General features: G+C 47.6%; 20 protein-coding genes. All 20 read right to left on the bottom strand.

Going from position 1 to position 22,238, the window contains the following annotated elements; translation table 11 throughout:
* Positions 1–152: 152 nt before the first annotated feature.
* Positions 153–422, bottom strand: coding sequence for a 30S ribosomal protein S15 (gene rpsO, locus M3212_RS01700; RefSeq protein WP_012959342.1), 270 nt, complete (start codon positions 420–422; stop codon positions 153–155).
* A 131-nt stretch (positions 423–553) separates the two neighbouring features.
* Positions 554–1,495 (bottom strand): bifunctional riboflavin kinase/FAD synthetase, encoded by a 942-nt coding sequence (ribF, locus tag M3212_RS01695; RefSeq protein WP_251192190.1) that lies wholly within the window; start codon positions 1,493–1,495, stop codon positions 554–556.
* 32 nt (positions 1,496–1,527) lie between these two features.
* Complete coding sequence (gene truB / locus M3212_RS01690; RefSeq protein ID WP_251192189.1) at positions 1,528–2,445, bottom strand: tRNA pseudouridine(55) synthase TruB; 918 nt, start codon at positions 2,443–2,445, stop codon at positions 1,528–1,530.
* 113 nt (positions 2,446–2,558) lie between these two features.
* The gene (gene rbfA / locus M3212_RS01685; protein ID WP_251192188.1) at positions 2,559–2,909 is read right to left on the bottom strand and encodes a 30S ribosome-binding factor RbfA; all 351 of its coding nucleotides are present in this window, start codon (positions 2,907–2,909) and stop codon (positions 2,559–2,561) included.
* A gap of 24 nt (positions 2,910–2,933) precedes the next feature.
* Positions 2,934–3,212, bottom strand: a complete 279-nt coding sequence (locus M3212_RS01680; protein ID WP_251192187.1) for a DUF503 domain-containing protein — start codon at positions 3,210–3,212, stop codon at positions 2,934–2,936.
* Positions 3,212–5,311 carry a translation initiation factor IF-2 gene (infB, locus tag M3212_RS01675; protein ID WP_251192186.1) on the bottom strand — a complete coding sequence of 700 codons (2,100 nt, stop codon included), beginning with the start codon at positions 5,309–5,311 and terminating at the stop codon, positions 3,212–3,214. The genes M3212_RS01680 and infB overlap by 1 nt, the downstream gene beginning before the upstream one ends.
* A gap of 18 nt (positions 5,312–5,329) precedes the next feature.
* Positions 5,330–5,635: a YlxQ family RNA-binding protein gene (locus M3212_RS01670; RefSeq protein ID WP_251192185.1), complete on the bottom strand. Its 306-nt coding sequence runs from the start codon at positions 5,633–5,635 to the stop codon at positions 5,330–5,332.
* On the bottom strand, positions 5,632–5,904 hold the full coding sequence (rnpM, locus tag M3212_RS01665; RefSeq protein ID WP_251192184.1) for an RNase P modulator RnpM: 273 nt from the start codon (positions 5,902–5,904) through the stop codon (positions 5,632–5,634). The genes M3212_RS01670 and rnpM overlap by 4 nt, the downstream gene beginning before the upstream one ends.
* Positions 5,905–5,921: 17 nt before the next feature.
* The gene (nusA, locus tag M3212_RS01660) at positions 5,922–7,058 is read right to left on the bottom strand and encodes a transcription termination factor NusA (RefSeq protein WP_251192183.1); all 1,137 of its coding nucleotides are present in this window, start codon (positions 7,056–7,058) and stop codon (positions 5,922–5,924) included.
* 247 nt (positions 7,059–7,305) lie between these two features.
* On the bottom strand, positions 7,306–7,776 hold the full coding sequence (rimP, locus tag M3212_RS01655) for a ribosome maturation factor RimP (protein WP_251192182.1): 471 nt from the start codon (positions 7,774–7,776) through the stop codon (positions 7,306–7,308).
* Positions 7,777–7,967: 191 nt separating this feature from the next.
* Positions 7,968–12,269: a PolC-type DNA polymerase III gene (locus M3212_RS01650; protein WP_251192181.1), complete on the bottom strand. Its 4,302-nt coding sequence runs from the start codon at positions 12,267–12,269 to the stop codon at positions 7,968–7,970.
* Between the two features lie 130 nt (positions 12,270–12,399).
* Positions 12,400–14,109: a proline--tRNA ligase gene (locus tag M3212_RS01645; protein ID WP_251192180.1), complete on the bottom strand. Its 1,710-nt coding sequence runs from the start codon at positions 14,107–14,109 to the stop codon at positions 12,400–12,402.
* A 294-nt stretch (positions 14,110–14,403) separates the two neighbouring features.
* Positions 14,404–15,660, bottom strand: coding sequence for an RIP metalloprotease RseP (gene rseP, locus M3212_RS01640; protein WP_251192179.1), 1,257 nt, complete (start codon positions 15,658–15,660; stop codon positions 14,404–14,406).
* Between the two features lie 19 nt (positions 15,661–15,679).
* Positions 15,680–16,828, bottom strand: coding sequence for a 1-deoxy-D-xylulose-5-phosphate reductoisomerase (gene dxr / locus M3212_RS01635; protein WP_251192247.1), 1,149 nt, complete (start codon positions 16,826–16,828; stop codon positions 15,680–15,682).
* Positions 16,829–16,876: 48 nt separating this feature from the next.
* Complete coding sequence (locus tag M3212_RS01630) at positions 16,877–17,674, bottom strand: phosphatidate cytidylyltransferase (protein ID WP_251192178.1); 798 nt, start codon at positions 17,672–17,674, stop codon at positions 16,877–16,879.
* A gap of 15 nt (positions 17,675–17,689) precedes the next feature.
* A complete protein-coding gene (locus tag M3212_RS01625) occupies positions 17,690–18,457 on the bottom strand; it encodes an isoprenyl transferase (protein WP_251192177.1) in 768 nt (255 codons plus the stop codon).
* 115 nt (positions 18,458–18,572) lie between these two features.
* On the bottom strand, positions 18,573–19,130 hold the full coding sequence (gene frr / locus M3212_RS01620; protein WP_251192176.1) for a ribosome recycling factor: 558 nt from the start codon (positions 19,128–19,130) through the stop codon (positions 18,573–18,575).
* On the bottom strand, positions 19,130–19,849 hold the full coding sequence (pyrH, locus tag M3212_RS01615) for a UMP kinase (protein WP_251192175.1): 720 nt from the start codon (positions 19,847–19,849) through the stop codon (positions 19,130–19,132). The genes frr and pyrH overlap by 1 nt, the downstream gene beginning before the upstream one ends.
* A 374-nt stretch (positions 19,850–20,223) precedes the next feature.
* A complete protein-coding gene (gene tsf / locus M3212_RS01610; protein WP_251192174.1) occupies positions 20,224–21,105 on the bottom strand; it encodes a translation elongation factor Ts in 882 nt (293 codons plus the stop codon).
* A gap of 385 nt (positions 21,106–21,490) precedes the next feature.
* Complete coding sequence (gene rpsB / locus M3212_RS01605; protein ID WP_251192173.1) at positions 21,491–22,225, bottom strand: 30S ribosomal protein S2; 735 nt, start codon at positions 22,223–22,225, stop codon at positions 21,491–21,493.
* Positions 22,226–22,238: the final 13 nt, after the last annotated feature.

The raw sequence follows: 22,238 nt of genomic DNA, 5'->3' as shown, positions 1-22,238 counted from the left end.
GTATTATTCCCTATTTCAGACTAAAATAAAAGAAGAAATAGGCAATAACCGCCCTCTGCATTCAAAAACAGACATAATTTGGCTGAAATATGTTTGTTTGCCAATCTTTTGAAATCAAGAAAAAAGCGGGAAAACTCCCGCTTTCTTCATGATTATCGGCGTAAGCCAAGCTTATCAACAAGATTACGGTAACGAGTAACATCCTTATTACGTAAGTATGTTAGCAGGTTACGGCGTTGACCAACCATTTTAAGAAGACCACGACGTGAGTGATGATCCTTCTTGTGAGTACGTAAATGCTCATTTAATGTGTTGATTTGCTCAGTTAGGATAGCTACTTGAACCTCTGGAGAACCAGTGTCCGTATCATGCGTTTTGAACTCAGCAATCAGTTCGTTCTTACGCTCTTGTGTTAATGCCATCCAATCCACCTCCTTTATCATAATCTCCTCATCCCGAGCAAACGTCGGTGAATCGCTTTGCCAAGGACAGGATCTGTACATAGAAGTACAACTATCACTATACTCTTTTTTCGCGTCGAAATCAAGTGCTGTTATTGGCGGAAGTAATCCATTGCCTGCTGTTTGTCCTTTTCAATTTGCGAAACGAGCTCTTCGACCCCATTAAACCGTTGCTCCGGACGGATAAACGAATGAAATTCCACTTCGACCTCCGCTCCATAAAGATCCCCGGAAAAATCAAACAGATGGACTTCAATTGTCGGCTCTTCCGCCCCTTCCTGATGAAACGTCGGCTTAACGCCAATGTTGCACACTCCTTCAAGCAGCTGGTCCGCTGTCCGCATTGTCACGGTATAGACGCCATTTTTCGGCAGAAGGTACCGTTCGCCAAGCGCAACATTCGCCGTTGGAAAGCCTATCGTTCGGCCGCGTTTCTCCCCGTCGACAACCTCTCCTTTTACCGTGTAATGCGTCCCGAGATAGAGCGGCACATCCTGCACCCGCCCTTCAGCCAACAGATTTCGGATCACGGTTGAGCTTACCTTTTGCTGATTCCGTTCAAATTTGTCGACGACCGTATAGCTGAATCTGTCACGGGCATGAAAAGGCAATGTTTCCATCGTCCCTTTCCCCAATGAGCCGTAAGTAAAATCAAAGCCGGCGACAACATGAACAACATCAAGGGCGATTAAATAGTGATCGACAAACTGCTGTGGGGTCAAGCGGGCAAACTCCTCTGTGAACTGCACGACATAGAGCGTATCAATACCGAGGCTTTCAATCCGCTTTACTTTATCAGGTAAAGGCGTTATATACTTCAGCGGCGTTTGCGGCTTGCGCAGCACCTCTTTCGGATGGGGATGAAAGGTCATGACCGAAGTCGTGACGCCTAAATCGCGTGCGACCTCCTTAGCTTTCGCCATCACCTGCTGATGACCGCGGTGCACGCCGTCAAAATAACCTAACGCCATGACGGTTGGCCGCAGCTTCAAAGTGGACGCTTCAATTGGATGATGTAAATAGATGGTATCCATACGAATCCTCTTTTCCCTACACATTTCAAACGTTATGAGCCTGTCCAAAACATTTTCTCAGGCTTGATTAAGCCGGCCTTTGTCGGATGCTTCTGATAAACAGCTAAACATTCACCATCTTCATTATAAACGGTAAAGCGGTTTTGATCTAATCCTTTCTCTGCCGGAAGAACGGCACCATTTTTGATCTGCTGTTCGGTTTGACGGTCGACCGTGCAGACGGGAAACTGGGTCAGCGCCGACTCAAACGGCAAAAGAATCTCCTCAAGCTGATCGGTTTCCTGTTTTTGTTCAAGCTCGCTAAACGTCAGGCTCTGCTCCAGAGAATAGGGTCCGGCGGCGGTACGGACAAGTGCCGACATATGCGCCGGATAGCCAAGCCGCTCGCCGAGGTCGACCGCCAGCGTGCGGACATACGTCCCTTTGCTGCAGTGAACCCTGAAGGAAAACGCCGCTGTCGTTTCCGTGTAGCTTACCTCGGATATAAGGTCCAGTGAATGAATGGTGACCTCTCGCTTTGGTCGTTCGACCTGCTGATTCGCCCGGGCGTATTCATACAGCTTGCGTCCGTTGACCTTCACCGCGGAATACATCGGTGGCACCTGGGTAATCACTCCTTCGAACGACCGGAGAATGTCCTCAATCTGGGCCTTCGACCATCTTTCATTGACCGCCTTTTCAGCGACCGTCTCCCCGCTTTTGTCCTCCGTCGTCGTCGCGATGCCAAGCGTTACTTCCCCTTCGTACACTTTCGAATGATCGGACATATACTCGACAACCTTCGTCGCCGTGCCGATACAAATTGGCAGCACCCCGTTCACATCGGGATCGAGCGTCCCGGTGTGTCCGACTTTTTTCGTCTGGAACAGCCTTCTGATTTTTGCGACACAATCATGTGAAGTCATTCCTCTTGGCTTATGTAAAATTAAGATCCCACTTGGATCATTCATTGCATTTGTCCCCCTTTTCCTCTCTGCTTGTCCAACAAAAGGAGGGGCTGTACCAAAAGGGGTTTTCCCCTTCTGAAACAGCCCTGGTTTTCTTTCATCTCTTCCTGATTTTCTTACCGGTCACCTTTGTTTAAATCCTGCAGCAATGTTTCAATCCGGTTGCCATATTCAATCGATTCATCGAACTCGAAGGTCAGCTCAGGTGTTTTGCGTAAACGGATCCGTTTGCCGATTTCCGAGCGGATAAACCCTTTCGCTTTCGACAAGCCTTGAAGCGTTGCCGCTTTCTGCTCATCGCTCCCAAGAACCGTAATATAGACCTTTGCCTGCTGAAGGTCCCCGGTTACATCGACACCCGTCACCGTCACAAAGCTGACGCGAGGGTCTTTAAGCTCCCGCATAATAATATCACTTAATTCTTTTTTCATTTGTTCACCAACACGGTGTGCACGAACATTACTCATACCCTATCACCTCTGCTCTTTTCACTATAGCCATTCATATTCGGTAATCGTACGTTCTGCCTCTGGCTGACCATCAATGAGGGAAAGCGCCCGCTGCAGTTCCCGCTCACAGACAACCCGGTCATTCGCGACAGTTACCAGCGTCAACTCCGCACGCTGCCAACTGTCATAATAGGCTGTCTCAGCTACGGAAAGGTTATACCGCTGCTTTAATTTCGTCTGGATGCTTTTTAAGACCGAACGTTTTTGTTTGAGTGATTGGACGTCATAAATCAACAGTTCACAACGCACTGCACCAATCATTATTTACGTTCAATCTCTTCCATAACGTACGCTTCGATGATGTCGCCTTCTTTGACATCATTATAATTTTCGAGGGTAATTCCGCATTCATAGCCGGCGGAAACCTCTTTTGCATCGTCCTTAAAGCGTTTCAGTGCATTGATCGCTCCTTCATAAATGACGATGCCGTCACGAATCAAGCGCACGGTGGAATCCCTTGTGATTTTTCCATCTGTCACATAAGCACCGGCGATCGTTCCGACCTTCGAGACTTTAAAGGTTGTTCTTACTTCGACCTGCCCAATGACTTTTTCCTCGAATTCAGGATCAAGCAGACCTTTCATTGCCGCTTCAATTTCGTCAATCGCGTTATAGATGACGCGGTGCAGACGAATATCGACCTTTTCGGCGTCGGCTGTTCGTTTCGCGTTGACATCAGGACGGACATTGAAGCCGATCACAATCGCATTCGATGCTGAAGCAAGCATCACGTCATATTCGGTAATCGCGCCGACACCGGTATGAATGACGTTGATTTTCACGCCTTCGACCTCGATCTTTTCGAGGGAGCCGCGCATCGCTTCCACGGAACCTTGGACGTCCGCTTTAATGATGACGTTGATTTCTTTGACATCGCCTTGCTGGATTTGATCAAATAAATCATCCAGGCTCACGCGTGACGTTTTCGCCAAATTCGCTTCACGATGCTTCGACATCCGCGCTTCCCCGATGTGACGCGCTGTCTTTTCATCGGCAAAAGCCCGGAATTGGTCCCCAGCCTGAGGCACATCACTTAAGCCAGTAATTTCAACAGGTGTTGACGGCCCGACTTCTTTGACACGGCGGCCAAGGTCATTGACCATCGCCCGGACACGACCGAATGTCGCACCGACAACGATTGGATCGCCGACTTTAAGCGTTCCGCTTTGGACAAGCAACGTCGCGACCGCCCCGCGGCCTTTATCGAGCTCCGCTTCAATAACGGTTCCCGAAGCGAGCTTATCCGGATTCGCTTTTAATTCCTCGACTTCAGAAACAAGCTGAATCATTTCGATTAATTCGTCAATTCCCGTTCCATCGAGCGCCGAAACATTGACAAAAATCGTGTCGCCGCCCCATGCTTCCGGAACGAGTTCAAACTCGGTTAACTCCTGCATGACACGATCAGGATTCGCCGCTTCTTTATCAATTTTGTTGACGGCGACAATAATCGGTACACCGGCAGCCTTTGCATGGCTGATCGCTTCCTTCGTCTGTGGCATGACACCATCATCAGCAGCAACGACGAGAATCGTAATATCAGTTACTTGCGCCCCGCGTGCCCGCATCGTTGTGAAGGCGGCGTGCCCAGGTGTATCAAGGAAGGTGATTTTCTTTCCATTCGCTTCGATTTGATACGCCCCGATATGCTGGGTGATCCCACCGGCTTCTCCTTCCGTTACTTTCGTATGACGAATCGAGTCAAGCAACGTCGTTTTCCCGTGATCGACATGACCCATGATCGTCACAACAGGAGGACGCTCTTTTAAGTCTTCCTCTTTATCCTCGTCTACATAATTTTCAATATCTGTCTTATCAATAACAATTTCTTCCTCTACTTCAACCCCGTAATCCGTACCGATTAACTCAATCGTATCTTTATCCAGCTCCTGGTTGATCGTGGCCATCACGCCAAGTGCCATCAGCTTCTTAATAATTTCCGACGGTTCTCTATGAAGCTTTTTCGCCAATTCGCCAACCGTCAGCGATTCAACAAATGTGATTTTTTCCGGAAGCGGCTTCGCTTTAGGCGGTTCCTGACGCTGCGGTCTCTGCTGCTGCTTAGAACGGGATTGATTTGGCTTTTTCGGTCCTTTCCGGTTTTGCCCGCCTTGATGCTGCGGACGTGCGTTTTCTTTCTTCTTAGGTGGATTGGAAGGACGGTTCGCTTTTGCAGGCTCATTCGGTTTTTCTCCACCTGCTCCGTTTGAACCCTTTCCTTCCAGCACTTTGACCATCTGTTCATCAAGCACTGACATATGGTTTGAGACTTCAATTCCGGCCTGCTTTAACTTGTCGATAATTCCTTTGCTTGTTGCATTATGTTCTTTCGCATATTCATATATTCGCATCTTCCTCATATATACATTCCTCCAGAATCATTGGTCCAATAGCGCAGTCATCTTTTTCGCAAAGCCTTCATCCGTAAGAGCAATGACGACTCTTTCTGCTTTACCTATTGCTTGTCCTAACGTCTTACGGTCAGCGATCAGACGAACCGGGACATTGTAGTAACTGCATTTGTCCAATACTTTTTTCTTTGTCTGTTCTGCGGCATCAGCTGAGAGAAGAATCAATCGCGCTGACCCTCTCCTCACTTCTTTCAACACAAGCTCTTCCCCTGTTACGAGTTTACGCGCTCTGGCGGCAAGCCCGAGAAAGGAAACCCACGGCGGCTGGCTCATTTCGTTCCCCGCTTGCTTGCTTCTTTTAACTGATCGTAAATCTCCGGACTTACCTTTGTTTGCAAATGCCTTGAGAGGACATCTTTTTTCTTAGCCAGCTCAAACACTTCCTCACTGTTGCTAATATAGGCGCCACGGCCGTTCTTCTTCCCTGTAGGGTCGACGGATACGACTCCTTCAGGCGAGCGGACGATCCGGATAAGCTCTTGCTTTGGCTTCATTTCATTTGTTACAACACATTTTCGAAGAGGAACTTTGCGCTTGTTCAACGGCTCCATCTCCCTTCTTATTCTTGCTCGTCGCTTTCTATCGCGGTAAAGCTGTGATCTTGATTGGACGCTTCCTGCTCTTCGACGGTCACAAATCCTTCGTCATCAAAGATGCCTAGCTCTTTCGCATCCGATTCACTCTTAATGTCGATCTTCCAGCCGGAAAGCTTTGCTGCCAAGCGAGCGTTCTGACCGCGCTTGCCGATCGCGAGTGACAGCTGATAATCAGGTACGATCACCTGGGTCATTTTATCCTCTTCGTTCACTTTTACTTTCAGCACCTTTGACGGGCTTAACGAATTGGCGACATATTCAACCGGGTTCTCAGACCAGCGGACAATATCAATCTTTTCCCCTTTTAGTTCATTGACGATCGTCTGGACACGCTGACCGCGCGGCCCGACACAGGCGCCAACCGGATCAACCTCGGGATTATCGGCATGAACGGCAATCTTTGACCGGTCACCGGCTTCCCGTGATACCGACTTTATCTCAACGGTCCCATCGTAAATTTCCGGTACTTCAAGCTCAAATAAACGCTTTAACAAGCCTGGGTGCGTACGGGAGATTAAAATTTGCGGACCCTTCGTCGTTTTTTCGACTTTCGTAATATATGCTTTGATCCGGTCATTATGCTTGTAGGTTTCATTCGGCATTTGCTCATTTAACGGAAGTAATGCTTCCACCTTGCCAAGATCGACATAAATAAAGCGATGATCCTGTCTTTGAACAATTCCCGTCATAATATCCTCTTCACGATCAATAAAATCAGAATAAATAATTCCACGCTCCGCCTCACGGACCCGCTGCGTCACCACTTGCTTCGCTGTTTGCGCGGCAATCCGCCCAAAATCCTTCGGAGTGACTTCAATCTCGACGACATCATCGACCTCGTAATTCGGATTGATTTTTTTTGCTTCGTCAAGAGAAATTTCGAGTCTTGCATCGAACACTTCTTCGACGACGGTTTTCCGTGCAAATACGCGGATCGTGCCCGTATCGCGGTTCACGTCGACACGAACGTTTTGAACCTGATTAAAATTACGCTTATAGCCGGAAATTAGCGCCGCTTCGATCGCTTCGATAATAACCTCTTTTTGGATCCCCTTCTCCCTTTCTAAAGTTGCTAATGCATCCATAAAATCGCTGTTCATGGATTATGCTTCCCCCTTTCAAAATTGGCTCTTTTTATAAGAAAACCGCCGGGCGGTTTTTTAAAAGCAATGCGCGGAACCCGCTGCCTTGTGTTACGTTCATCATCACGTGCAGCGTGTTTGAGTCATTGCCCTCCTTGAATAAGCCTTACCCGCTCCTTTTAGACGTGCTAAAGAATGGCCTTATCGGCCTGTTTATCTTTTTAGGGAACGGTACAGCTGCTTTTAGTATAAAGACTTCCTTCCCCTATAAAATAACGGCTAATCTGGCCTTTGCCACTTTTTTATAAGGAATGGTGAATGTCTTTGTTCTTGTCTTGATTTTGACACTGATTTCAAGCTGTTCTCCATCAAAGCTCGTCAATGTGCCTTCAAACATTTTCTCACCGTCAACCGGTTCATAGGTAGTTACATGAACCGCCTTGCCGATCGCCTTCATGATGTCCTTTTCATTTTTTAGCGGTCGTTCAGCGCCGGGCGAAGAAACCTCAAGAAAATAAGCTTGATCGATCGGATCAAGCTCGTCAAGCTTTTCACTTAGTCGCTCACTCACCTGTCCGCAATCCTCTAGATCAACGCCTCTATCAGAATCGATAAAGACGCGCAGAAACCAGTTCGGTCCTTCTTTCTTGAATTCAACCTCGACAAGCTCTAAATTCAGCTCCTCGACAATCGGCAACGTCATCTCGCTTACTAGCTCAGTTACTTTCTTACTCAACCTGTACCCTCCTTGCTGCATCGATAATGGCTGTATACTGGAACATCTATTAGTGCTTTGATGAAACAACAACGAAAGAGTGGGTTTCCCCACTCTTTTAGCATCACGTATTCTAAGTATTACCATACATACAATACCATATTCTCACAGGCTTTGCAAATCCCCTTTCCAATCCAAAGCCGCTCGTTCTGTTAAAACAGCGACAGCTGATTGGACTCAGGCATACCCTCGAGGCAGCCGTGTTCGTCCAAGTGCTCCAACACGGTTTTTGTCAGCTTGCTGCGCTGCTGCAAATCTTCCTTCGAGAGAAATTCGCCATCTTCCCGTGCTTTGACGATGTTCAAGGCGGCGTTTGTACCGACGCCCGTCATCGCGTTAAATGGCGGCAACAACGTATCTCCCTCTACCTGGAACTCGGTCGCACTCGAACGGTAAAGGTCGACCTTTTGGAAGGAAAAGCCTCGCTCTGTCATTTCAAGCGCGAGCTCCAGCACGGTGAGAACCGCTTTTTCCTTCGGCGCCGCGTCGAGTCCCTTGGCGTTGATTTCTTCAATTTTCGCCCGGATTGCGGTTGACCCTTTGATCATTGTATCCAAATCAAAATCATCGGCGCGCACCGTGAAATAAGAGGCGTAATAAAGAATCGGATGATGCACCTTGAAATAGGCGATCCGCACGGCCATCAGTACGTAGGCGGCGGCATGCGCCTTTGGAAACATGTATTTGATTTTCAGGCAGGAACCGATGTACCAGTCAGGGACATCATGCTTCTTCATTTCTTCGATCCATTCAGGCTGGAGCCCTTTTCCTTTTCGGACAAATTCCATGATTTTAAAGGCGAGAGAAGGCTCAAGCCCTTTGTAAATCAAGTAAACCATAATATCATCACGGCAGCCGATTACATCCTTCAATTCACATGTACCGTTGTATATCAGCTCGTTGGCGTTATTCAGCCAGACGTCGGTGCCGTGTGACAGGCCGGAAATTTGCACGAGTTCGGAAAACGTGCTCGGCTTTGTCTCCTCAAGCATCTGGCGGACAAAGCGGGTTCCGAACTCAGGAATGCCGAGCGTCCCGGTTTTGCACATAATTTGCTCCTCGGTCACGCCAAGCACTTCAGGTCCGCTGAAAATTTTCATCACTTCCGGGTCATCGGTCGGAATCGTCTTCGGATCAATCCCGCTTAAATCCTGCAGCATCCGAATGACCGTCGGATCATCGTGCCCGAGAATATCGAGCTTCAGCAAATTATCGTGGATCGAATGGAAATCAAAGTGCGTCGTCTTCCACTCGGAGTTTTTGTCATCGGCCGGAAATTGAATCGGGCAGAAATCGTGAATATCCATATAGTCGGGCACTACGATAATCCCACCCGGATGCTGGCCGGTCGTCCGCTTCACGCCGGTACAGCCGGCGACAAGCCGGTCAATTTCGGCTCCGCGCATATGGAGATCATGATCTCCCTGATAGCCTTTGACATAGCCGTAGGCTGTTTTTTCGGCGACGGTACCGATCGTACCGGCACGATAAACAAAATCCTCTCCGAATAATTCCTTCGTATAATGGTGGGCGCGCGGTTGATATTCCCCGGAGAAATTCAAATCGATATCCGGTACCTTGTCTCCTTTGAAGCCGAGGAAGGTTTCAAACGGGATATCCTGCCCATCTTTAATGTAAAGTGTGCCGCATTCCGGGCATTCCTTATCCGGTAAATCGAAGCCGGAGCCGACTGAACCGTCATCAAAAAAGTGAGAATGATGGCAGTTCGGACAGACATAATGCGGCGGCAGCGGATTGACCTCGGTAATTTCCGTCATCGTCGCGACGAGCGACGAACCGACCGAGCCCCGCGACCCTACTAAGTAGCCGTCTATCAATGATTTCTTTACGAGTTTATGAGAAATGAGATAAATAACGGCAAACCCGTGACCGATAATGCTCTTCAGTTCTTTTTCGATTCTCGCCTCAACGATTTCCGGCAGGTTTTCGCCGTAGATGCGGCGCGCCCGTTCATAGCTCATCTGACGGATTTCTTCATCAGCGCCTTCGATTTTTGGCGTATAAAGCTCATCTGGGATCGGGTGAATTTCGTCGATTAAAGAAGCAATATGCTGCGTATTCGTCACGACGACTTCCTTGGCTGTTTCCTCACCCAAAAAGGCAAAGGCATCGAGCATCTCATTCGTCGTCCGGAAATGAACCGGCGGCAATGTTTGCTTATTTAACGGATTCGCCCCACCTTGGGAGGCGATCAGGATTTTGCGGTAAATATAATCCTCTTCTTGCAGGTAGTGAGCATTTCCTGTCGCTACGACCGGCTTTTCAAGCTTTTTGCCAAGCTCGACGATGTTTTTGACGATCTCCTGGAGCGCAGTTTCGCTTTTCACGAGCTCTTTTTCAATTAAATGCTGATAGGTTGCCAGCGGCTGAATCTCAAAATAGTCGTAGAATCGGGCGATTTGTTCGACCTCATCCGGCGACTTCTGCATCATCGCTTCAAATACCTCACCTTTGTCACAGCTTGAGCCTACGAGCAGCCCGTTGCGATGCTTTTGCAGCTGCGAGCGCGGGATCCGCGGCGTCCGGAAAAAGTAATCGACGTGAGACATGGAGACGAGCTTATATAGGTTTTTCAGCCCTTCCTGTGTTTGCGCGAGCAAAATGCAGTGAGACGGGCGCTGACGATGGAAGTTTCCCTGTCCCATGTTGTCATTTAGCTCGTCGTGGTAATTGATTTCCTTCGCGTGGGCATCCTTGACCATTTTCCAAAGCAGGTAACCAGTTGCTTCTGCATCGTAGATCGCGCGGTGATGGCTGACAAGCTCAATGTCGAATTTTTTACAAAGGGTGTTCAAGCGATGGTTTTTCAGCTCAGGATAGAGAAAGCGTCCTAATTCCAACGTATCAATGACTGGATTGGGTGCTTCGGACAGCCCGATCTTTTGATAGCCGACATTCAAAAAGCCCATATCAAAGCTGGCGTTGTGGGCTACAAGAATCGCGTCGCCGACGAATTCCCTGAACTTACGGAGCACCTCTTCCACTTCAGGCTGCCCCTTGACCATATCATCGGTGATCCCGGTTAATTCAATAATCGTGTTTGTCAGCGGCTCATGCGGGTCCGCAAACGATTCAAACCGGTCGATAATTTCCCCGTTTTTCACTTTGACCGCCGCCAGTTCGATGATCTGGTTGTAAACAGCGGACAGTCCCGTTGTTTCGACGTCAAAGACAACATATTCATCCTCCATTAACAAGCGATGGGCTTCGTTGTAGGCAATCGGGACCCCGTCATCAACAAGGTTCGCCTCAATGCCAAACAGCACTTTAATTCCGTGCTTCTTTCCGGCAGAATATGCTTCAGGAAACGCCTGAACGACTCCATGATCGGTGACTGCCACCGCCGGATGGCCCCACTTCGCAGCCTGTTCAACATAGCGTCCGGCACTGGTTACTCCGTCCATCTGACTCATCGTCGTATGAAGGTGAAGCTCGACTCGCTTTTCTTCAGGAGGTGCTGTATCCTGGCGCTCCTCCGGCGTCAGCTGATTGACATCATTGGCGATCATCACTAGATCGCGGACAAACGTATCATTCTGAATGCCGCCCCGGACTTTAAGCCACATCCCTTTTTTCACCGCCTGCAACAGCGGAACATCCTCTTTGTCACGCGAGAACATTTTGACGAGAATCGAATCGGTGTAATCGGTGATTTTAAATGTCAGCAATGTTCGACCGCTTCGTAATTCCCGTGTTTCGGCGGCGAAGACGTACCCTTGGACGGTGACTCTTCGTTCCTCGTCCACAATCGCTTCCAATGGAATCGGATCATCTTTAATCGGGTAACCAAGAACAAGGGCTTTCCCTTTGATTTCTTTTTCGGCCTGCTGTTCGAGCTTCTTCTTTTCTAGCATCGCTTCAACGACCTTCGAGTGATCCTCCTGCTCCCTTTGCTCGACAAATTTATCAAATTCCTGCTTTGATTCACGAATATCGGTTTCAAACTGCACGGCCGGCAAACTTAACAGCTGCGTGCTTTGCTGCAATGGCTCCGTCAGCTTGCGCTTGAGGGCGACCGCTTCCGTTTCGTTGCGAACCTGGATAATGAGCCGCTTGCCGTCATAGCCCGGCGTCTGCTGGGACAGCATTGAACGCAACCCATCTGAAATTGGTGAAAGCTTTGAAATGATCAGCGGCCAATAATCAACCCAGTGCGCCTCCTCCATCGCAATCGACTCGTAATGAAAGGTAAACGATACCGACGCAATATGTTCAAACGTATGCTTCATCCGCGACAGAAACAATTCATAAACAGCAGACGGAACAATCAGCGGTAAATTGATATGAAAATGCCAGGCGCGTTTTTCCTTAGAAATGACAAGCTTGCGAATCTGTCCTTCTTGAAAATGCGCTTGCTTCACTTCTTCAGGAATTTGCAGCTGTTCCAGCAATAATTGCAGCCGTTCCTTTCTCACCTGTTCGTCAAGTGACATCGATCTCCGTCCTTTCCTTCTCGTTCATTTCACCGGTAAGAAACCGTCCGGCTTTACTCTTAAGAAAAGACTGAATCTCGTCGTAGAAATAACTTCGAGTCAGTCTTTTGCTTTTTTATAAGGAAGCGGGCTAGTTGTTCAGCTTCGCGATCATTTCTTCAAGTACATGCGGAAGCTTTGCCACCTCTGCTTCAATCATTTCCCCTGTCTTACGGACCTTCACTTCAACGATGTCTTCGGCTGCTTTCTTTCCAACAGCAATCCGGATAGGCAAACCGATTAAATCGGAATCCTTGAATTTCACGCCGGCGCGTTCTGGACGGTCATCAAAAAGGACGTCGTAGCCAAGCTGCTTCAATGTTTGATAAAGCTGCTCGCCCAGCTCTTTTTGTGCCTCATCCTTCACGTTAATCGTCACGAGATGGAGATCAAACGGCGCGACTGCTGGCGGCCAGACAATTCCGTTTTCATCATGATGCTGCTCGACGATAGCCGCCACCGTTCGTGAAACACCTATCCCATAACAGCCCATAATCATCGACTGCGTTTTGCCATTTTCATCGAGGTACGTCGCTCCAAGCGCTTCACTATATTTCGTGCCGAGCTTAAAGACATGACCGACTTCAATTCCCATCGCAAACTGGATCGTCCCATTGCCACAAGGAGAAGGGTCGCCCTCCTGGATCAGGCGCAAATCGGCGTATGTCGCCGTAAAGTCACGGCCCGGGTTGACATTCTTGTAGTGCTTGTCCTTTTCATTTGCCCCGCAAATGCCGTTAACGACAGCCTCAACCGCGTGGTCGGCAATTACGGTAACTTCGGCAGGCAGGTTGATCGGCCCGATGTATCCTGTTTCACAGTTTAACAGGCGCACTGTTTCTTCTGCCGAAGCCAGCTCGACACTGTCTTTATCGAGGACATTTTTTACTTTTATTTCATTTACTTCATGATCACCGCGAACGAGAACGAGTACAGGCTCTTCATCGGCGATAAAAAGCAGCGATTTGATCGTTTGACCGGAGCTTACCTTGAAGAAGTCCGCCACTTCCTCAATCGTGCGGATGTTGACCGTATCGACAAGCTCCTTTTCCTTTACAGACTCGTTTGATTTCGCATATGTCGTCACGACCGGCGCGATTTCAATGTTGGCGGCAAAATCAGACTGATCGGAGTAGGCAATCGTATCCTCACCTATTTCACTTAACACCATAAACTCATGTGTATCGGTTCCACCGATTGCTCCTGAATCGGCCTCCACAGCGCGGAAATTGAGCGCGCAGCGGGTGAAAATGTTTTGATACGCTTTGTACATTGCCTGATAGCTCTCGTCAAGACCTTCCTTTGACGTGTCAAACGAATAGGCATCCTTCATAATAAATTCTCTTGAACGCAGTACGCCAAAGCGCGGGCGCCGTTCGTCGCGGTATTTCGTCTGAATCTGGTACAAGTTGACAGGCAGCTTCTTGTACGACTGAAGCTCATCGCGGACAAGAGCGGTAATGACTTCTTCATGTGTCGCGCCCAGTACAAAATCGCGCTCATGGCGATCCTTCAACCTCATCAATTCAGGACCGTATGCGTGCAAACGGCCGGACTCCTCCCATAATTCAGCTGGCTGAATTGCCGGAAGAAGCACCTCTTGCCCACCGGCTTCATTCATTTCTTCACGAATAATTTCTTCCACTTTTCGTAATACTTTTTTGCCTAATGGCAGATAAGAGTATATCCCTGATGCCGTTTGCCGGATTAAACCAGCACGTAACATAAGCTGGTGGCTCTTAATTTCCGCGTCAGCGGGTACATCCCGTAAGGTAGGTGCTAAAAAAGTACGTTGTCTCATTCGCTTAAATCCTTTCCCACTTCAATCTCAATTGTTTATATAGTAACACAGATCAGAAAAGCGTCATAGCATTTCCATTCCACCGCGGCTCCGTTCTACACAAAGTGAGTAGGAAAGAAAGTTCACTTTCCTACTCACTTTTAAACCAGCAATGGCTTCGCCCGCCACAAGTCCGTTGTGAGAAATCCACTCTCATCAGACTGTAAAAGATCGTGGCGGCTTTTAGCGGCGGTTCCGCTCTACACAAAGTGAGCAGGAAAGAAAGTTCGCTTTCCTGCTCACTTTTCAAACCTCTTACATAAAGAATTTGTTGATGTCGTTCCAGGTGACGACGATCATCAGGAGCATGAGCAAAGCGAAGCCGACGAAGTGGACGAGTCCTTCCTTTTGCGGATCAATCGGCTTGCCGCGTAATGCTTCCAGTCCGATAAAGATTAAACGCCCGCCATCCATGGCCGGGATCGGCAGCAGGTTAATAATACCCAAGTTGACACTTAAAGCAGCCGCCCACTGCATGAGAACAAAGATCCCCATCGCAGCTGCTTCCCCGGTATAATTGTAAATACCGACAGGACCGGCGACGTAATCCAGCGAAAACTGGCCGGTGACGATCATGCCGAGCACTTCAAAAATCATCGTCATAAATGTATAGGTTTGCGTAAAACCAAAGGCAATCGAACCGAGAAGATTGAATTCAGTCGGCCGGGCAATGCCGACAAATCCTTCCGCATCACCAAACTGTCCAACACGCTCCTGTGGCGTGACCGGCAGCGAAAGCAGCTCGCCATTTCGTTCCACTTCAAACGTAATCGCCTCGTTCGGATGCTGTTGAATAATTTCTGTCATTTCCACCCATGTATCAAGCGGCTGACCATCAATCGAGACAACCTGATCCCCTTCTTGCAGGCCGGCATCAGCTGCGGCGCTATTTTCCGTCACCTCGCCGATGCGCGGCTCGTCAATCGGCATTCCCTGTAGCAGGGCGAACGCAATTAAAATCCCAACAGCAAGGACAAAGTTCATCATCGGTCCGGCAAAGATCGCCAGCGCGCGCTGCCCCACTGTTTTCGAACCAAATTGACGATTCCATGGAGCGATTTGCGTCGCCTGTTCATCCTTGATCAGATGGGCTTTCGGATCAATTTGATACTGCATCCGCACCCCTTCATCGTTATAAGCTTCCACAATCAGGTCATGTTCTAAATCGATTTTTTCCACCTGAACGACATGGGCTTCGGGATGCTTTGATTTATTGTTAATAATCAGTTCACTTACGCGATTGGATCGGTTAAAAACAAGTCCAATTTCATAGCCTGGCTTAATCTCGACAATTTCAGGGTCCTCCCCCGCCATTCGGACGAACCCGCCAATCGGAAGGAGGCGGATCGTATAGACGGTTTCCCCTTTTTTAAACGAGTAGATTTTCGGCCCAAATCCAATTGCAAACTCACGGCACAGGATTCCGGCACGCTTGGCAAAATAGAGATGCCCCCATTCATGAATGAACACAAGCAGGCCAAATATAATAATGACAGATAGCAACGTATTCATGGCTGACGTTCCACCTTTCTTAATTTACGGTTGAGCGGATAAAAGCCCGTGTTTCCTCATCTACAGCTTTAATTTCTTCAAGAGTCGGTGCTGCGATGACATCGTGTCGTTCGAGTGCCTGTTCGATGACGGACTCAATCCCTAAAAAGGAAAGCTGCTTATCAAGGAATAAGGCAACAGCCACTTCATTAGCGGCGTTCAACACCGTCGGCATCGTCCCGCCGATGCGCCCCGCTTCGTAAGCAAGCGCCATACAGCGAAAGCGCTCCATATCCAACTGGGAAAAATGAAGCTTGCCAACCTCGGCCAGGTTTAAGCGTTCCTCCGATTGACCGGCAAGACGCTTCGGATACGTTAACGCATATTGAATCGGGACGCGCATATCCGGCGTTCCAAGCTGAGCTATCACACTATGATCAACAAATTCGACCATTGAATGAATGATGCTTTCTTTATGTAGAACAACTTCTATCCTCTCATAAGGGATGTCAAAAAGCCAATACGCTTCAATCACTTCCAGTCCCTTATTCATCATTGTAGCAGAATCAATTGTGATTTTGGCGCCCATCGACCAATTAGGATGGTTGAGAGCCTGCTCTACCGTTACTTCCTTGAGCTCGTCTCTTGATAGATCGCGGAAGCTGCCACCGGAAGCAGTTAAAATTAGCTTCTCGATCTCCCGTTTATTTTCTCCATTTAACGCCTGAAATATAGCCGAATGCTCACTGTCAACCGGTAGCAGGGAAACCTGATGTGCTTTCGCTGCGGCAGTAACAATGTGCCCGGCGGTGACGAGCGTTTCCTTATTGGCAATCGCAATCGTTTTACCGGCCTCGATCGCCGCCAGCGTTGGAACAAGTCCTACGCTGCCAAGCACCGCATTAACAAGGATCGCACTTTCAGGATACGTCGCGACTTCCAACAAACCTTCATCTCCGTAAACAACCTTCGTTTCTGCCGGGACGTTGTGGCGCGCCTTTTCGTAATCATCCTTTGACTGGACGGATAACAGCTTCGGCTTAAATTCACGGGCTTGCTCGCAGGCGAGGTCAATATTTTTTCCTGTCGACATCGCCACAATCTTGAATTCTTCACGATGATGCCGGACGACATCAAGCGTTTGCGTGCCGATTGAGCCGGTGGCCCCTAATAAACTTATTAATTTCAACATACTCACCTACTATTTGAATTATACTTGTCTTTTTTTGTTTTCGCGCTAGATTAGGTGAAGCAGATGCAAAATCGGCATCACATAAATCAAGCTGTCAAAACGATCAAGGATACCGCCATGTCCGGGGAGGACGTTGCCCGAATCTTTTACCGCATAATGCCTTTTCAGCGCCGACTCCACTAAATCACCAAGTTGTCCAAAAATCGAAGCAACGATAATGACAAACAAAGCAACGAGATAGCTTGAAAAGATCGGCACAACCGCATAAAATACCGAGCCGACAATAACGGCGGCAACCACACCACCGATGGAGCCTTCAATCGTTTTCTTCGGGCTGATATCCGGCCACAGCTTCTTTTTTCCCCATTTTCGTCCAACAAAGTAAGCCCCTGAATCAGTTGTCCAAATAATAAACAGCACATAAAAAACAAGCAGCATGCCATAATCCGGAATGTCTCTTGTCATGATTAAATAATGAAAGCCGAAGCCCACATAGACGGAGGAGAGAATGACAAAGCCGACTTGATCAAATGTAAATGAGTTTTTTGTAATAACCGTAAACATTAGCAAAACTAAAATCATAAAGACAAAGATTTCGACCTTTGTAAAGTAAGAAGGGATAATGACTTCGAACCAGTTTGTCGGCACAAGCAACAGCCACATGGAAAGTAAGCTCAGGACTCCCATTAAGGAAAGCGGAGCGATTTTCTTCATTTTCAGCAGCTCGATCATGGCGATGGAGGCGACGATTGAAATAAACAAAGCAAAGATCCAGCCCCCGATTAGAACCATACCAACAAAAAGGGCGCCCCCGATTAGACCCGTCACAATTCTTTCTCTCACATTCGTTGCCCCCTTTTAAACGCCCCCATACCTTCTTGCTCTTTTTTGATAGACGGCAATTGCTTCGGTAAAGTGCTGTTCGTTAAAGTCCGGCCAGAGTACATCCGTGAACCAGAATTCGCTGTAGGCAAGCTGCCATAGCATAAAGTTACTCAGCCGTATTTCCCCGCTCGTTCGAATCAGCAAATCCGGGTCGGATAATTCCGCCGTCATCAGGTGCTGCTCAAATAATTCATCGGTGATTTCTTCAGAGCGTAAGCTTCCTTCTTCTATCTGTTTTGTGATTTTCTTAATCGCTTCGATCATTTCGAAGCGGCTTCCATAATTCAAGGCAAAATTTAAAATAAGACCATTATTATGTTTTGTCTCTTCCACGGCATGATAAACCGCTTTTTTTGTATGGTCAGGTAAATCTTCCGGACTTCCCATTAAACGCACTTTCACATTTTCTTCCTTTAGCTTTGGCAGTTCCATGCCAAGAAATCGTTCTGGAAGCTTCATTAAATAATCGACTTCTGTTTTCGGGCGCTTCCAATTTTCCGTTGAAAATGCGTATAATGTTAAGACTTCGACACCAAGCTCATTTGCTCTGCGGACAATTTTATTAATAACCTTCATACCTTCTCGATGACCGGCAATTCGCGGCAAGCCTTTTTGCTGCGCCCACCGGCCATTTCCATCCATTATTATGGCGATATGCTTAGGGATATTGACCAATTCAATATTCTCCGTTCCTTCTTGCGAGGATAGAGAAGACTTCCATTTCGTAAATTTTTCAAGCATGTATACGCCCTCCATCTATGTAGCAGCAGGTCTTTCGCCTAACAAGTAAGAAAGTGTAAAAAACCCCCTATAATAAAGAGGGTCTTTTACTACGTCTATTTTACATGGTATTGGCTTACACTTCCATGATTTCTTTTTCTTTCTTCTCCGCTGCTACATCTGCTTGAGCAATCTGTTTATCAGTCAACTTCTGCACTTCATCAGTCAGGCGGCGCAGCTCATCTTCTGTCATCTCGCCGTCCTTTTGCTGTTTCTTCAATTCATCATTGGCGTCGCGGCGCACGTTGCGGATCGCGACTTTGGCATCTTCAGCAGCGCGCTTGACGAGCTTCGCCAGTTCTTTACGTCTTTCTTCCGTTAATGGCGGGATCGAAATTCGAATAACCGTGCCGTCATTTGATGGCGTAAGTCCGAGGTCAGCCTTTTGAATCGCCCGTTCAATATCATTGATCGACGACTTGTCAAACGGCTGAATCGACAATAATCTTGCTTCCGGTACCGTAATCGTTGCCAGCTGGTTCAACGGTGTCTCTGCTCCGTAATACTCCACGGTCACACGATCAAGCAGCGCCGGGTTTGCCCGTCCGGCACGAAGCTTTGCTAATTCACGATTTAACGCATCGATCGCTTTTTCCATTCTTTCCTGAGCGTCTTTCATCACTTCTGTTGACATTATGAATTCCCCCTTACAATTGTTCCGATTTCTTCGCCAAGGACGGCTCGCTTAATATTTCCTTCTTCCATGATTGAAAAGACAATCAGCGGAATGTCGTTATCCATACAAAGTGAAGAAGCGGTCGTATCCATGACAGCCAGCCCTTCTTTCAACACATCCATGTAAGAAATCGAACTGTATTTCTTCGCATTTTGATCAACCGATGGATCGGCGCTGTATACGCCATCGACATTGTTTTTCGCCATCAGAATGACCTCTGCTTCAATTTCAGCAGCGCGCAATGCCGCTGTCGTATCTGTTGAGAAATAAGGGTTACCTGTACCCGCTGCAAAGATAACAACACGTTTCTTTTCCAAATGACGAATCGCTTTGCGGCGGATATACGGTTCAGCAACCTGCCGCATTTCAATCGAAGATTGAACCCTTGTTTGAACACCTATGTCTTCCAGGCTATCCTGCAGTGCTAAGGAATTCATTACAGTCGCCAGCATCCCCATATAGTCCGCTGTTGCCCGGTCCATTCCCTTTGCACTTCCTGCCATTCCACGCCAAATGTTGCCTCCGCCTACGACTACAGCGACTTCTACCTCTAATTCTACGATTTCTTTCACTTGTCTCGCTACTGATTGAATCACAGTTGGATCAATTCCATACCCTTGCGCACCAGCTAGTGCTTCTCCGCTTAATTTAAGTACAACCCTTTTATATGTTTTCATGAAAACCTCCGTCATGGCATGAAGTTAGCAATAAGAAAACCGATACGCGGCTTTTCTTTAATAGTGAGGCGCGGAGCCGCTACGATCTTATCTGCTTGATTGAAAGCGGACTTTTTTCAGTCAAGCGTGTAACGCGCGGAGCCGTCGCCCTTCGAATTACCCGCACACATGTTTTACTTTCTTGACTTTTGAAAAAAGGGCTGTCCCAAAAGGTTGTTTTTTACCTTTTGAGCACAACCCTGAAGCAGTGAATGGAGCCTGCGCATAGTTTTACCGGCGAGAAGCAGAGTGGATTGCTTTTTAGCTGCCGTTCATCAGAACCATTGCCCAACTTCCATGTTATGTAAGGAGCGTTAATGCCGCTCCCCCACTCATTACTTCTTCACTTGAGACATTACTTCCTCAGCAAAGTTATCTTCACGCTTCTCCATTCCTTCTCCTACTTCATAACGGATAAAGCTTTTTACTTCTGCCCCTTTGCTTTGGACATACTTTCCAACTTTATGATCGCCATCTTTGACAAACGGCTGATCGAGAAGACATACTTGTTCAAAGAATTTGCTTAGACGGCCTTCCACCATTTTCTCAACGATATTTTCCGGCTTTCCTTCGTTAAGAGCCTGCTGCTTAAGAACTTCGCGCTCGCGCTCAACTTCTTCCGCTGCCACTTCATCACGGGAAACATAGGTGGGCTTGATCGCCGCCACATGCATCGCAATATCCTTCGCTAATTCTCCGTCCTGGGAGTTGCCAATCACTGTTAAGACGCCGATCCGTCCGCCCATGTGCAAGTACTCGCCAAATACATCGCCATCCTGCTTTTCAACGATTTCAAAACGGCGCAAAGAAATCTTCTCGCCGATTTTCGCGATAGAGGAGCTGATATAATCCTGAACTGTTTGGCCATCTTTGAAGCTTTGTCCAAGCGCTTCTTCAACGGAAGCCGGTGCATTTGTTAAAACATGGCCAGCTAGCTCGTCAACTAATTTTTGGAAGTTTTCATTTTTAGCAACGAAATCTGTTTCAGAGTTCACTTCAACGATTACCGCTTTGTTTCCTTCTGTCTTCACGAGAGCAAGACCCTCTGCCGCTACGCGATCTGCTTTCTTGGCCGCACTTGCCATTCCTTTTTCGCGCAGGAAGTCAACTGCCTTTTCCATATCTCCGCCGGTTTCAGTTAATGCCTTTTTACAATCCATCATACCAGCGCCAGTTTTTTCACGTAATTCTTTTACCATGCTTGCTGTTACAGCCATCAAAAACGCCTCCTTGAAATATCAGTATGTACGCATTATTCCGTACGCAAACGTCGCTACTGGGGCTTTGTCCCTTATTAGAGACAAATCGTTTCAAAAAAAGTGGATAGGGTCAAAAGTATTTACCTATACGACTATCCGAACAAATGAAAAGAGGGTAATCCGCCGCTCCTGAAATAGAACTCCGCTTTCTGCGGGAAGCTGGTGAGCCTCCTCGTCCTGCTGAAAAAGTATGGGTTCCCTTTTTAGCAGCCTTTAAGTAATGAGCGTGCCGTTGCCTATTTTTAAAGTTCGACATTCAGGTAAACATATTAGTTATGCCCAGCCCTGTTTCAAAAAAAGTGGTAAAGGGTAACCCCCTTTACCACCCTTTAAGTAAATGAAATTAAGCTGTTGTTGTTTCTTCCTCTTCTTCTTCCGCTGCTTGTACTTCCTCTTCAGCAGAAGTTGCTTCGATGACGGCATCCGCCATTTTGCCGGTTAAAAGCTTAACCGCACGGATCGCATCATCATTTCCAGGAATGACATAGTCAATTTCGTCCGGATCACAGTTCGTATCAACAATCGCTACGATCGGAATGTTCAGCTTGTGAGCTTCCGCAATCGCGATGCGCTCTTTGCGCGGATCGATGACAAACAGTGCATCTGGTACACCTTGCATATCTTTAATACCGCCCAAGAACTTTTCAAGACGATCCATTTCCTTCTTAAGAAGAATAACTTCTTTCTTAGGAAGAACATCGAATGTACCGTCTTCTTGCATTTTTTCCAAGCTCTTCAGACGATTAATACGCTTTTGAATCGTTTCGAAGTTTGTTAGCGTACCACCTAACCAGCGTTGGTTAATGAAGTACATGCCGCAACGCTCAGCTTCATCTTTAACTGAGTCCTGCGCCTGCTTTTTCGTACCGACGAATAGAATTTTCCCTCCGTCAGCAGCCAAGTCACGCACAAAGTTGTACGCTTCCTCAACTTTCTTTACCGTCTTTTGCAAGTCGATAATGTAAATACCGTTACGTTCTGTGAAGATGTAGCGATCCATTTTTGGGTTCCAGCGACGAGTCTGGTGACCGAAGTGTACCCCTGCTTCAAGCAATTGCTTCATGGAGATTACTGCCACATCAAACACCTCC

The sequence above is a fragment of the Halalkalibacter oceani genome, assembly GCF_023715705.1.
Lineage (GTDB): Bacteria > Bacillota > Bacilli > Bacillales > Bacillaceae_D > Halalkalibacter > Halalkalibacter oceani_A.
The sequence above is the reverse complement of the archived record's forward strand: the minus strand, read 5'-3'. Positions and strand labels throughout refer to the sequence as shown.